At 64.9% G+C, this 13,612-nt stretch carries 11 protein-coding genes; 9 read left to right on the top strand and 2 right to left on the bottom strand.

The genetic code is table 11. The annotated features are described in order from the left end of the window. Positions 1-36: 36 nt before the first annotated feature. Positions 37-1,080 carry a GTP 3',8-cyclase MoaA gene (gene moaA / locus N826_RS00755; RefSeq protein WP_084720386.1) on the bottom strand — a complete coding sequence of 348 codons (1,044 nt, stop codon included), beginning with the start codon at positions 1,078-1,080 and terminating at the stop codon, positions 37-39. A 323-nt stretch (positions 1,081-1,403) separates the two neighbouring features. Here moaA and N826_RS00760 point away from each other — a divergent pair, with 323 nt between their 5' ends. From N826_RS00760 to N826_RS00785, 6 genes are all read left to right on the top strand, one after another. Then, the gene (locus N826_RS00760; RefSeq protein WP_044425416.1) at positions 1,404-3,476 is read left to right on the top strand and encodes an AsmA family protein; all 2,073 of its coding nucleotides are present in this window, start codon (positions 1,404-1,406) and stop codon (positions 3,474-3,476) included. Between the two features lie 50 nt (positions 3,477-3,526). Next, the gene (locus N826_RS00765) at positions 3,527-3,886 is read left to right on the top strand and encodes a CidA/LrgA family protein (protein WP_044425417.1); all 360 of its coding nucleotides are present in this window, start codon (positions 3,527-3,529) and stop codon (positions 3,884-3,886) included. Further along, the gene (locus N826_RS00770; RefSeq protein ID WP_044425418.1) at positions 3,883-4,611 is read left to right on the top strand and encodes an LrgB family protein; all 729 of its coding nucleotides are present in this window, start codon (positions 3,883-3,885) and stop codon (positions 4,609-4,611) included. The genes N826_RS00765 and N826_RS00770 overlap by 4 nt, the downstream gene beginning before the upstream one ends. A gap of 95 nt (positions 4,612-4,706) precedes the next feature. After that, positions 4,707-5,708 carry a C-terminal binding protein gene (locus N826_RS00775; protein WP_244619400.1) on the top strand — a complete coding sequence of 334 codons (1,002 nt, stop codon included), beginning with the start codon at positions 4,707-4,709 and terminating at the stop codon, positions 5,706-5,708. A gap of 55 nt (positions 5,709-5,763) precedes the next feature. After that, on the top strand, positions 5,764-7,542 hold the full coding sequence (locus tag N826_RS00780; RefSeq protein WP_044425419.1) for a PHA/PHB synthase family protein: 1,779 nt from the start codon (positions 5,764-5,766) through the stop codon (positions 7,540-7,542). A gap of 114 nt (positions 7,543-7,656) precedes the next feature. Next, complete coding sequence (locus N826_RS00785) at positions 7,657-8,130, top strand: hypothetical protein (RefSeq protein ID WP_044425420.1); 474 nt, start codon at positions 7,657-7,659, stop codon at positions 8,128-8,130. Positions 8,131-8,331: 201 nt separating this feature from the next. Here N826_RS00785 and N826_RS00790 read toward each other — a convergent pair whose 3' ends face one another. Continuing rightward, positions 8,332-10,131, bottom strand: a complete 1,800-nt coding sequence (locus tag N826_RS00790) for a PHA/PHB synthase family protein (RefSeq protein WP_044425421.1) — start codon at positions 10,129-10,131, stop codon at positions 8,332-8,334. A gap of 316 nt (positions 10,132-10,447) precedes the next feature. On the opposite strand from N826_RS00790, the gene N826_RS00795 reads away from it, so the two are divergent. The 3 genes from N826_RS00795 to N826_RS00805 all read left to right on the top strand — a co-directional run bounded on the left by N826_RS00795 (position 10,448) and on the right by N826_RS00805 (position 13,560). Continuing rightward, positions 10,448-10,834: a hypothetical protein gene (locus N826_RS00795; protein WP_147040062.1), complete on the top strand. Its 387-nt coding sequence runs from the start codon at positions 10,448-10,450 to the stop codon at positions 10,832-10,834. Positions 10,835-11,026: 192 nt separating this feature from the next. After that, positions 11,027-12,271 (top strand): LL-diaminopimelate aminotransferase, encoded by a 1,245-nt coding sequence (locus N826_RS00800; protein WP_044425422.1) that lies wholly within the window; start codon positions 11,027-11,029, stop codon positions 12,269-12,271. Then, positions 12,268-13,560: a homoserine dehydrogenase gene (locus N826_RS00805; RefSeq protein ID WP_044425423.1), complete on the top strand. Its 1,293-nt coding sequence runs from the start codon at positions 12,268-12,270 to the stop codon at positions 13,558-13,560. The genes N826_RS00800 and N826_RS00805 overlap by 4 nt, the downstream gene beginning before the upstream one ends. Positions 13,561-13,612: the final 52 nt, after the last annotated feature.

The raw sequence follows: 13,612 nt of genomic DNA on the forward strand, positions 1-13,612 counted from the left end.
TCGTTGCGGGAGCGCGTCGCCGGCAGAGGTGTTTCCTCAGCCGCCGGTAACGCTCATGTGCCTGGGAACGGGGGCCGATTTGCTGCGGCGGTCGATGATGAAGTCGTGGCCCTTCGGCTTGCGCCCGATCGCTTCATGGATGCGATCGATCAGCAAGCTGTCGTCGTCGCTCATCCGCACGGGTGTCCGGAGATCCGCCGCGTCTTCCTGGCCCAGGCACATGAACAGCGTACCTGTGCAAGTCAGCCGGACGCGGTTGCAGCTTTCGCAGAAGTTATGGGTCAGCGGCGTGATGAAGCCGATCCGGCGGCCGGTTTCCTTGACCTCGACATAGCGGGCAGGACCGCCTGTGTTGTAGTCGATCTCGTTGAGCGTCCAGCGCTCCGCCAGCCTGGATCGCACCAGCGACAGTGGCAGGTACTGGTCCAGCCGGGTTTCACCGCCGATGTCGCCCATCGGCATGACCTCGATGAAGGTCAGGTCGAAGCCCTCGTCGCCGCACCAGGCGACCAGCCGGTCGAACTCGTCGTCGTTGACGCCCTTCAGCGCCACGCAGTTGATCTTGACGGCAAGGCCCGCTTCGCGCGCCGCCTTCAACCCGGCGAGCACCTTGTCGAGCTTGCCCCAGCGCGTGATCGCCTCGAACTTGTGCGGGTCGAGCGTGTCGATGCTGACATTGATGCGCCGGACCCCGGCGGCGTAAAGCTCGGTCGCGTAGCGCTCGAGCTGGCTGCCGTTGGTGGTCAGCGTCAGCTCCTTCAAGGCGCCGCTGTCCAGATGGCGGCCTAGCGAGCGTATCAGGTTCATGATGCCCTTGCGGACCAGCGGCTCGCCGCCGGTCAGGCGAAGCTTGCTGACGCCGAGCCCGATGAAGGCGCTGCAGATGCGGTCCAGTTCCTCCAGCGTCAGCACTTCCGCCTTGGGTAGGAAAGTCATATCCTCCGCCATGCAGTAGACGCAGCGGAAGTCGCAACGGTCCGTCACCGAAACGCGCAGGTAGCTGACGCTGCGGCCGAATGGATCGACGATGGGAGAGAGTTTCGGCAAGTCGGAATTAGTAGCGGTCGCTGTGCTGCTCATGGTGTCCTGTTTTCCTCTCCCCCGCATTGCGGCCCGCCTTTTCGTGGGCTTGACCATCCTTGGATTCGTATCTTAGCAGGATAGATCATGGATGCCTGCAATTTCATCCTTGGAGGTCCCGTCGTAAGGGTGCATGACGTTTCCACATGGCGGGATTTTTGGAAAAGCGCCCTGAACGTCCAGGTTATGACCGTTCAAACTATGTCCGTTCAGATATAGCGATCGGAAAGCGGTCCGTAAACCAGCGCTCTGGTGTTCATTGGTCTAGGTCGATCATGAATTGAGCCTTCCGGGGGCGGCTTGCGAGCATAAGGAGATATTCGATGAGAAAGTTCCTGATCGGCATCGCAGTTGTCGTCGTGGTCTTGGTCGGGGCCGCGATAGCCGTTCCGTTCCTTGTTCCGGTTGAACAGTACAAGGGTCGAATCGAAGCTGAAGTAACGGAACGCACGGGACGCGCCTTCCGCATCGAAGGGCCGGTTTCGCTGTCGCTGCTGCCTAAGCTGGCGGTCGAACTGAACCAGGTATCCTTCGCCGGCCCGCCGGGCGCCCGGTCGGCCGAAATGGCCCGGCTGGGAAAGCTGGAACTCGAATTGAAGATCCTGCCGCTGCTGAGCGGCAAGGTCGAACTGGACAAGCTGGTCCTGCGGGAGCCGCACATAGCGCTGGAGGTTGATGCCCAGGGCCGTCCCAACTGGGTGCTGGAAAACCAGACTGCACAGGCTCCCGCCGAACCTGCTCCGGCTCCGTCGGAACCCTCCGGCCAATCCGGTGATCGGCAGGCCGGGAGCCTGCCCGAACTCAGCTTCGGCGAGGTCGAGCTTGTCGACGGCAAAGTCAGCTACTTCGACGCGCGCAGCGGCGCCGCATACGAAGCAGATCGCGTCAACGTCGAGGTGCTGGCTCCCGATCTGGAGCGGCCGGCGGAAATCAAGGGCAAGCTGGTCTTCCGGGATCGTCCCGTCACGATCGACAGCCGCATCGACAATCCTCGCGGTCTGGTCGAAACCGGCGCTTCGAAGCTGGCCGCCGCCGTCGCGGGGGACCTGATCTCCGTCAGGTTCGACGGGGAACTGGCGAACGGGCAGGGCGGTCCGGGGGCCCGCGGTGCCCTGGACCTGGGCATGCCGGCGCTGCGCGAGCTGGTGACATGGGCAACCGGCGCCGATCCAGGCGCGCTGCCGATCCAGAACGCATCCCTGACCGGAAGGCTGGAGGCGAACGGCCAGCGGGTGGATCTTACCGGCGGCACCTATAAGGCCGGCGACCTCGAGGCCACCGGCAATGTCGGGTTGGGGCTCGCCGGGCCGCGTCCCAAGATAGACGCCGTACTCAGTCTGGCGCGCCTGCATCTGGACCAGTACCTAAACAAGCCGGGTGGCGCCGGGGCACAGCCGGCACAAGGCGCTCAGCAGCCCCCAGCCCAGCCGGCTACGCCCAAGCCGCAGCAAGACGGCTGGAGCACCGAACCGATCGATCTCTCCGCACTGCGCAAGCTCGATGCCGACATCAAGCTGGCGCTCGCCGGGCTGACCGTCAAAGGCGTCGATGTCGGGGCGTCCGACATAGCCGTGCTGCTGAACGACGGCAGGCTGAAGACCACGATGGGCGAAACTGCCCTGTTCGACGGTACGATCTCCGGTCAGGTGACCGCCGATGCCGCAGCGGCTGTTCCGGCGGTCGGCATCGATTTTCGGATCAACGGCGTGCAGGCGGAGCCGGTGCTGACCCGTTTCGCGGAATTCGACAAGCTGGCGGGAACCGCCCGCGCCGTGGCGTCCCTCAAGGCTACCGGTGCGAGCCAGCGCGCCTTGGTCGAGGCGCTGAACGGGCAGGGGTCCATAACGTTCACCAATGGCGCCATCAAGGGCATCAATCTCGCCGCAATGGTCCGCAACGTCGGTGCGGCCTTCCAGGGGCAAGCCGTCGGCAATGAGCCGCAGCAGACCGACTTCGCCGAACTGGGCGGCACCTTTACGATCCAGAACGGCGTCGTCCAGAACAACGACCTGCGCCTTCTGGCGCCGCTGCTGCGCCTGGACGGCGCCGGCACGGTGTCGCTGCCGCCGAAGACGATCGATTACCGGCTTCAGCCGCGGCTGGCCGCGACCATCGAGGGGCAGGGCGGCAAGCAGGATGTCCAGGGACTTACCGTCCCGGTCCTGATCCGGGGCAGCCTGACCAGCCCGAGCTTCGCTCCCGACGTGGCCGGACTGGCGGAGGAGCTGATCCGCAATCCCGACGCGGCCCGTCAGCAACTTGAAGCCTTGAAAGGGAAAACGCCGAAAGATGCGGTCAAGGGTCTGATCGAAGGACTGAGCGGCGGCGGCAATCAGCCCCCCAACCAGGGCGCCAGCGATCCGGCACAGCAATTGAAAGGGCTGTTCGGACGCTGACTTCCCAGTCAGCTCGATCCGTCGGCTCAATTTCGGAGAAGCGCTGTCAAATGATAGCCGCCTTGATGGCCCTTCTGGCCTGCCAGGTCGCGGGTGAACTCGTGGCCCGGCTGCTCGGGCTGCCGATTCCCGGACCCGTGATCGGCACCATCCTGATGTTCGCGCTGTTGCTGGCGCGGGGGAAGGTCCCCGGCGCCTTGCGAGATGTCGCGCGCGGGTTGCTGACCAATCTGTCGCTGCTGTTCGTACCGGCGGGTGTCGGCATCGTCCAGCATCTCGACCGTATCCGGGGCGAGTGGGTCGGCATCCTTGCAGCCTTGGTCGGCAGCACCGTCCTGACGATGCTGGTCGCCGTCTTCGTGTTCCGCCTGGTGTCCCGCCTGAGCGGTGCCGACCGGGAGGACGCATGATCCCCATCCCGCCTGTGATCGAGGACGTCTGGGTCTATCTCAGCACCACGCCGCTGCTTTGGCTGACCGCGACCCTCGCGGCCTTTTTGGCCGGCCAGTGGCTGTTCGAGCGCTCGGGCCGCCGTCCGCTGGTCAACCCCGTCGCCATCGCGGTGGTGCTTTTGATCGTGCTGCTCAAGGCGACCGGAACGACATACCAGACCTATTTCGACGGCGCTCAGTTCGTCCATTTCCTGCTGGGACCGGCAACCGTCGCCCTGGCGGTCCCGCTGCACCAGAACTTCGGCGCCGTCCGGCGCGCGGCGCTGCCGATGCTGGCGGCTTTGCTGGCCGGGTCCGTGACGGCGGTCGTTTCCGCTGTTGCGATCGCCCTGGCGTTTGGCGTCAGCTTGGAAACGATGCGGTCGCTGGCGCCCAAGTCGGTCACGACGCCGATCGCCATGGGCATCGCGGAGAAGATCGGCGGCATTCCTTCGTTGACGGCCGTCATGGTCATCATCACCGGCATCATCGGCGCCATGACCGTCACGCCGTTGATGAACCTGCTCCGCGTCGGCGACTGGCGTGCGCGCGGCTTCGCCGCCGGTGTCGCGTCCCACGGGATCGGCACCGCTCGCGCCTTCCAGGTCAACGAGGTCGCCGGGACCTTCGCCGGGATCGCCATGGCCCTCAACGGCATCGCGACGGCGATCATGGCGCCGCTGCTGATAAGCCTGCTCGGCTAAGGCGAATTTATGCTGCAAGCCCGCCCGATTTGACGTCAAACTGAGGAGGCGAAGGTGCCGGGAAGGCACCGCTGGGAAAAGGGGGAGGGGACCGCATGGACAATCCCGAAGGTCGGATCATGGCGCCTTCACCGGCGCCCCTGGTCGTCGTCCTCGATGGCGGTTTCGGCAGCTACGACGCGGAACGCCGGGTGCTGGAACCCCTGGGCGCCACGCTGGTCGAGCGCAGTTGCCGGGGCGACCGTGACTTGATCCATGCCGCCCTTCGCCCGGCCGACGCGGTCCTGGTCCGGGAATGCGCGCTGGACCGGACCGCCTTCGACGCGATGGAGAAATGCCGCGTCGTCGTGCGCTACGGCGTCGCCCTTGACAACATTGACGTCGAGGCGGCGACGGCGCGTGGCATTCCGGTGGCCAACGTCCCCGAATTCGGCATCGACGAGGTCAGCAACCATGCCCTCGGTCTTCTGCTGGCTGTCGCCCGACGTATCCCTGCGCGCGATCGCGACGTGCGCGCCGGCCGCTGGAACGTCGCCCGGGCCGAACCGATGCACAGGCTTGCCGGCGGTACCCTGGGGCTGGTCGGCTACGGCCGCATCGGGGCGGCGTTCCACCGCAAGGCCGTGGTCCTGGGGTTCGCCCGGACGCTGGTCCACGATCCTGTCCTGACACAAGCGCCCGACGGCGCCGAACTGGCGCCGCTAGGGCGGCTCTGCCTTGAGTCCGACGTGATATCCCTTCATGCCAGTCTCAGCATCTCCACCCGCCACCTGATCAGCCGTGCGCTGATTGGTCTCATGAAGCCCAGCGCGATCCTGATCAATACTGCGCGCGGCGGACTGGTGGACGAGGCGGCTCTGGTCGAGGCTCTGGCTGAGCGGCGGCTGTTCGGGGCCGGACTGGATGTTTTCGAACGGGAGCCGCCGGGGGCGGACAATCTGCTGATGACGGTGCCCGGCGTGGTCGTGACCGACCATACGGCTTGGTATTCCGAGCAATCGGTGGCGGATCTTCAACGGGAGGCGGCGGAGGAAATCGCTCGCGTCTTCAGCGGGCAGCCACCGCTCAATTGGGTCAACCGGTGGCCGGTGAGTTGAGCAAAGCCACGATCGGTCGGGTCACCGCCCCATGCCGGCATTTAGGGGAACTATCTTGACGGCAAACGACGTGGCGGACAAGACCGGGACTGGCGCAAGCACAGGCGATGCGGACAGAGCGGGCGCACTGTCCACGGACCTGGAGGTCGTCGATCATCTGCTGAACGCGATGATGGCTCAGGTTACCGGCGGGGTATCTCCTGCCGCCGTCGCCTCCGCCTGGATCGACTGGGGCCTTCATCTGGCTTCGTCGCCGGCCAAGCAGGTGGCGCTTACGCAGCAGGCGCTCAGCAGTGTTTTCAACTGGAACGATTATTTCCTAAAAGCCGCGATGTGGTGGCACCCGGCTCCGGTCGCCCGGCCGGAGCCGGGCGACCATCGCTTTTCCGCGCGACAGTGGGATTTCTGGCCCTTCAACTCCTTTGCTCAGGGTTTTCTGCTGACGCAGCAATGGTGGGATGCGGCGACGACCGGTATTCCAGGTCTCAGCAGGCGGCATGAAAGCCAGGTGAAGTTCATGGCGCGGCAGTGGCTTGACCGCCGCGCACCGTCCAACTTCCTGCCGACCAACCCGGAAGTGCTGGCCTGCACCGTCGCGGAGGCTGGAGAGAACCTGGTGCGGGGTGCCCGCAACCTGATCGAGGACGTCCAGCACCAGATGCGCGGACAGGCGCCGGTAGGGACGGAAGCGTGGCGCGTCGGCCGCGACATCGCGGTTACGCCGGGTCGGGTGGTCTTCCGCAACCACCTGATCGAACTGATCCGGTACGATCCCGCAACCGCCGAGGTGAAGGCTGAGCCGGTGCTGATCGTCCCGGCCTGGATCATGAAGTACTACATACTCGACCTGTCGCCGGAAAACTCGCTGGTCCGCTATCTGGTGGCGCAGGGGCATACGGTCTTCATGGTGTCGTGGCGCAACCCGACGGAGGAGGATCGCGACCTCGGCATGGACGACTACCGCCGGCACGGCGTCATGGCGGCGCTCGACGCCATGTCGTCCGCCATGCCGGAGCGGAGGATCAATGCCTGCGGCTATTGCCTGGGCGGCACCCTGCTGTCGATCGCGGCGGCGGCCATGGCGCGCGACGGCGACGGCAGGCTGGCATCGGTCACCCTGCTGGCCGCTCAGACCGACTTCACCGAAGCCGGCGAACTGATGGTCTTCATCGACGACAGCCAGCTGGCCTATATGGAACACATGATGTGGGTTAAGGGCTATCTGGAAACCGGCCAGATGTCCGGCGCCTTCCAGCTCCTCCGGTCCAACGACCTGATCTGGTCGCGGCAGGTCGAGCAATACCTCAAGGGACGGCGCGAACCCGCCAGCGACCTGACCGCCTGGAACGCCGACCAGACCCGCATGCCCTATCGCATGCATTCCGAGTATCTTCGGCGCCTGTTCCTGGAAAACAAGCTGATGGGCGGGCGCTTCATGGTGGACGGCAAGCCGGTGTCGCTGAGCGACATCCGAGCTCCGATATTTGCCGTTGGGACGACCCGCGACCACATCGCACCCTGGAAGTCGGTCTACAAGATCAACCTCCCGGCCGATGCCGAAGTGACCTTCGTGCTGACTTCCGGCGGCCATAACGCCGGCATCGTCAGCGAACCCGGGCATCGGGGACGCAGCTATCAGGTGGGGACCCGCCAGCCGGAGGACCGCTACGTCGATCCCGATGCCTGGGCGGCCGCGACGCCGCGCATCGACGGATCATGGTGGCCGGAGTGGTCGAAGTGGCTGTCCGGCAAGTCCAGCGCGCTACCGGTGGCTCCTCCCGCCGGCGGTCCCGACCTCGGTCCGGCGCCGGGCAGTTACGTGTTTCAGGCCTGAACGGCGATATCGTTCGGGGACGGTATTGCCATCGGGAGACAGCATCCTGATCTCTAAGGGCAGGCGGGCTGGCAGGCGGGCCGTTAGGGCCCGTTCTTCGGAGATCGGAAAGCCATGAAGACGAAGTTCCCGGCGATGGTGGCCGGCGCCGCGTTCGGCGCCCTCGTCATCCTCGGCGCTACGACAGGGCAGGCGGCGGCTGGGGATTACCGTGACGGGGGTCACCGTTATGGAGGCCGCGGTGATTTCCATTGGGACGACCGCTACCACGGCCATGACCGCTACTGGGGCCGCCGCGATTGGTACGGTCCGCGCTGGTATGGACCGCCGCGCTATCGCGGCCCCCAAATCCGGCTCTACGTTCCGCCTCCGGTCGTCTATTATCCGCCTTATCCCGTCTATCCCGCTCCGGTACCGCCGCCGGTCGTACAACTCAGTTCATGCCAGCAGACGGTCGGCAACGGATTGATAGAGCGCTACGGACCGGGCTCGCTCGTCTTTTCCGGTGACGCCTCCGAGGGAACGGTGACGCTCGACCGCCAATCCTTCAACTATCGCTGCGCAGGCGGCCAGGTGAACATCTGGTAGTACCAAAAGGCCGAAGAGTTCGATCGGTCTGGAGCGTTAGATGTCGGGCTGAAGAGGCCCGACCTACAAAAATACGCTGGCGTAGGTCGGGCCTCTTCAGCCCGACATCTTTGCCGGAACTCACCGGTCAATCTCAAAGGCAACTTGTATAACACCGCCGGCAAAGGCGAAATTCTCGGCACGGAGGACCGAACCGCTCCGTTAGGTGATGCGGACCGCCACATACGAACCCGGTGCATCCTCGATTACCGGCAGGCCGCCGGTACCGGGAATGCGGGCCTCGACCTTGCCGCCGCCGTGTTTTTGAAGCCACTTGAACCACTCCGGCCACCAGGAGCCCGGCGACTGCTTGGCGGCTTCCAGCCACGCGTCGGGGGTTTTGGGCAGCTTGGTGTTGGTCCAATAGCAGTATTTGTCGGCGGCGGGAGGATTGACCACGCCGGCGATGTGGCCTGACGCCGAGAGCACGAACTTGACCGGCCCGTTGAAGATCTGCGTCGCCGCGTAGGTCGATTTCCACGGCGCGATATGGTCCTCGCGGGTGGACAGCATGAATGTGGGCGTCTTGATCAGCCGGAGGTCGATCGGCTGGTCCTTCAGCGAGATGCCGCCGGGCTGGGCCAGAAGGTTCTTCTGATACATGTTGCGCAGGTAGAAGCTGTGCATCCGCGCCGGCATGCGAGTCGAATCCGAGTTCCAGTACAGCAGGTCGAACGGGAACGGATCCTTGCCCAGAAGGTAGTTGTTGACGACGAACGACCAGATCAGGTCGTTGGCGCGCAGCATGTTGAAGCTGGCCGCCATGGTGCTGCCGTCCAGGTAGCCCTTCTCGTTCATCTTCTCTTCGAGCATCTGCAACTGCTCTTCGTCGATGAACACAGACAATTCGCCGGCTTCGGAGAAGTCGGTCATCGTCGTGAAGAAGGTGGCGCTGGTGATCCGCTCGTCGCCCTTGGCCGCCATATAGGCCAGCGTCGAGGCGAGCAGCGTACCGCCCAGGCAGTAGCCTATCGCGTTGACTTCCGGCTGGCCGGTGGCGAGCTGGATCTGGTCCAGGGCCGCCAGCGTCCCTTCCGCCATGTAGTCCTCGAAGCTCTTGGCCGACAGTTCCTCGTCCGGATTGACCCACGACACCATGAAGACGGTGATGCCCTGGTCGACCGCCCACTTGATGAAGGAGTTCTTCGGCCGCAGATCGAGGATGTAGTACTTGTTGATCCATGGCGGCACGATCATCAGCGGCCGGCGCAGCACCTGCCCGGTCGTCGGGGAGTACTGGATCAGCTGCATCAGGTCGTTCTGGAAGACGACCTTGCCGGGCGTCGACGCGATGTTCTTGCCGACCTGGAAGGCGTCGTAATCGGTCATCCGGATGCTGAGCTGGCCCTTACCACGCTCCAGGTCGTCCAGCAGGTGCTCCAGCCCCCTGACAAGGTTCTCGCCGCCCGACTCCATGGTGGCGCGCAGCACCTCAGGGTTGGTCATCACGAAGTTGCTCGGCGCCATCGCGTCGACGAACTGCCGGGTGTAGAAGTCCACCTTCATCGCCGACTTGTCGTCCATCCCGTCGACTTCGCGCACGCTCGCCTGAAGGAAGCGGGCGGTCAGCAGGTAGGATTGCTTGATGAAGTCGAAGACCGTGTTCTCGTCCCAGGCGCTGTCCTTGAAGCGGCGGTCTTCCTTGGAGGGGATGATCACCGGCTCGGCTTCCTGCCCCATCAGGCGCTGGGTCGTCCGCTGCCACAGCGTCATGTAGTCGTACCAGAGCGACATCTGAGCCTGTACGAGCTTGACCGGATCGGCCATGATCCGCGTCGTCATCTCGAGAAAGGCATTGCCGATATGCAGCGGGTCGGCCGAAGCATTGGCGTGGCCGTCGCTGGCCTGCCGCGCGAGGAATTCTGTCACCAGGTGCTGGCTGTGCTCGGCGATCCGGGCCATCGCCCGGCTTAACTCGACCGGATCAGGAAACTTCACGTCGGGGCCTTGCGTTTCGGCCATGTTTTCGGTCCTCTACGACTTATCGATACTGGCGTTCCGCCCCTGCCGCTTGGCGCATATGTCGAACGCGGGAATGCCGGGCTTGATGGACTGCGCACTTTGATACAACATCGGCGTAATTTTTTCAGCGCCGTGATGCGCGGGCGGCCCGATGTAGCCGGATCGGCCCGCGCCCAATCGACGCACGGGGATACAAAAATCCACCGTCAAGGGAGACTATGCCGGCTATGGGTGACAAAAACGATAAAACGGCACCAAAATGATGGCCGCAGGAATGATTCGTCGCACTGTGCGGCAATCTATGATCATTTTGACGATGACCATGGGTTTGGCCGGTTGTGCGGATAGCCCGGCTCTGGATCTGCTCGGCGGCGGGGCCGGACTGCCGCCCGAGGGGGCGGACCAGGGACTCATCCGCCGGGCTACGGACGAAGACAAGACCTGGCCCAACCTTGCCAGCGTACCGCCCCGGCCGACCGTCTTCAGCAAGCCGGCGGAAAGGCAGGCTCTGATGGACCGACTCAGGATCGAGCGCGGCGAGGACGTGGCGGCCGGCGCCGATCTGGATGCCCGCGCCCCGGTGGCTCCGGCCCGGCAGGCGCCGCCCTCGCTGCCGCCGATGGGAACCGACGTGCCGCCGCCGGTCGGCGCCATCCAGATCCCCAGCGCTCCCCCGGATCTTCAGCAGAGCGGCATTCAGTGACGTTTTGCCCGTTCCTGGCGGGCAATCCGGCGTATCCTTATCTTTAGGGTACTCGGGCTGCCGAAAAATCTCGATTCCGGCGCGGCGGAGCGGTACATACTGGCTCCCCGCTCCGATCCGGCCGATCGCCGTGTCGGCGTGGGCGGAGCGCATTTTTGAGAAGCGCCTGTATCTCCAGGTTTTGGGGCACCCATGACGGATAGCGAATTCCACCGAATCAAAAGATTGCCGCCGTACGTGTTCGCGGAAGTGAACGCCATGAAGGCGCGAGCCCGAGCCGCAGGCGAAGACATCATCGATTTCGGCATGGGCAACCCCGACCTGCCGACTCCCCAGCACATCGTCGACAAGCTGGTCGAGGCGGTGCAGGATCCCAAGACCCATCGCTATTCCAACTCGCGCGGCATTCCCGGCCTGCGGCGGGCGATCTGCTCCTATTACAAGAAGCGTTTCAACGTGACGCTCGATCCGGAGAGCGAGGCGATCGTCACGATCGGGTCGAAGGAAGGTCTGGCCAATCTGGCGCAGGCGATCACCAGCCCCGGCGACATCATGCTGGTGCCCAATCCCAGCTATCCGATCCACCCCTTCGGCTTCATCCTGGCCGGCGCCTCCATCCGCCACCTGCCGATCGGGCAGGGGCACAGCTTCCTGGAATCGCTGGAGCGGGCGGTCAAGCACAGCGTGCCGAAGCCGCTGGCGGTCGTCCTGAACTACCCGTCCAACCCGACGGCCGAGGTGGTGGACCTGGACTTCTACCGTCCGATCGTGGAGTTCTGCCTTAAGCACGGCATCTATATCCTGTCGGATCTGGCCTATTCCGAGATCTATTTCGACGACGTTCCGCCGCCGTCGATCCTGGAGATCCCGGAAGCCCGCGAGATCGCGGTCGAGTTCACGTCGATGAGCAAGACCTATTCGATGCCGGGCTGGCGCATCGGCTTCGCCACCGGCAACAAGAAGCTGATCACGGCGCTGGCGCGGATCAAATCCTACCTCGACTACGGCGCCTTCACGCCGATCCAGGTCGCCGCCGCGGCGGCGCTCAACGGTCCGCAGGACTGCGTCGCCGAGGCCCGCGCCATCTATAAGGCACGCCGCGACGTGCTGATCGAGGGTCTGGCCGCCGCCGGTTGGCAGGTTCCCAGCCCGCCCGCCAGCATGTTCGCCTGGGCGCCGATCCCGCCGCAGTTCGCCCATCTCGGCAGCCTGGAGTTCAGTAAGCTGCTGCTTCAGGAAGCCAAGGTCGCGGTGGCTCCCGGCATCGGCTTCGGCGAATACGGCGACGGGCATGTCCGTCTGGCGCTGGTCGAGAACCAGCACCGCATCCGGCAGGCCTGCCGCAACATCCGCCAGTTCTTCCAGGAAGCCGGCATCGCGCCGGCAACCACCGTGCGCCGTGCGCCGGTCGCCTCCAAACAGCGGGCGGCATCGTGAAGACGCCGCTCAGGATAGGCATCGCCGGACTCGGCACCGTAGGGGCCGGCGTCCTCAAGGTGCTGGAGACGCACGCCGACCTGCTGGAAATGCGCAGCGGCCAGCGGATCGTGGTGACGGCCGTAAGCGCCCGCTCGCGCAGCCGCGACCGCGGGGTCGATCTCAGCACCGTGCGCTGGTACGAGGACGCGGTAGCCCTCGCCTCCGACCCTGACGTGGATGTCGTGGTCGAGTTGATCGGCGGGTCCGAGGGCATCGCCCGCGACCTGGTCGTGACCGCGCTGGAGAACGGCAAGCACGTCGTTACCGCCAACAAGGCCCTGCTGGCCCATCACGGCAACGAACTGGCTGCCCTGGCCGAGCGCAGGGGTGTCGCCCTTGCCCTGGAAGCGGCGGTCGCCGGCGGCATTCCGGTCATCAAGGGCCTGCGCGAGGGCCTTGCCGCCAATGCGATCAAGGAAGTCCACGGCATCCTGAACGGCACCTGCAACTACATCCTGACGGAGATGCGGGAAACCGGACGGGAGTTCGGCGACGTGCTGGCCGAAGCCCAGAAGCTGGGCTATGCCGAGTCCGATCCCAGCTTCGACATCGACGGCGTCGATGCGGCCCATAAGCTGGCGATCCTGACCTCGGTCGCTTTCGGCTGCCCGGTCGATTTCGCCGCCGTCCACATCGAAGGCATCCGGCACATCTCCGCACTGGACATAGAGTACGCGAAGGAGCTCGGTTACAGGATCAAGCTTCTCGGCATCGCCCGGCGCAACAACGGCGGTGTCGAGCAGCGCGTGCATCCCGCCATGGTCCCGATCGATTCGCCCATCGCGGCGGTCGACGGCGTCTTCAATGCCGTGGTCGCGGACGGCGATTTCGTCGAGAAGGTGACTTTCGTCGGACGGGGCGCTGGTGCGGGACCGACCGCCTCGGCCGTCGTCGCCGATCTGCTGGATGTGGCCCGGGGCCGGATCGCCCCGGTCTTCGGGGTCCCATCCGGGCGTCTCGCACGGATTCATACGGCCTCGCCGGAGGAACGCCGAGGTGCTTACTACCTGCGCCTTATGGTGGTGGACCGTCCCGGCGTGATAGCAGATGTCGCGGCGGCGCTTCGCGACGAGAACGTCTCGATGGAGGCGTTTCTTCAACGCGGCCGTGCGCCGGGTGAAGCGGTACCTGTCGTCCTTACGACCCACGACACCGACGAGGCATCGATCCAACGTGCCTTGACGTCGCTGGAGAGTTTGGAGGCGGTGCTGGAACAGCCGCGTCTGATACGGATCGAGCAGTTCTGATCTACTTATCGGGCCGGCTGACGGCCCTGGACAGTAACTAGATTTTGGATGA

The organism is Skermanella aerolata KACC 11604 (assembly GCF_000936425.1).
GTDB lineage: Bacteria > Pseudomonadota > Alphaproteobacteria > Azospirillales > Azospirillaceae > Skermanella > Skermanella aerolata.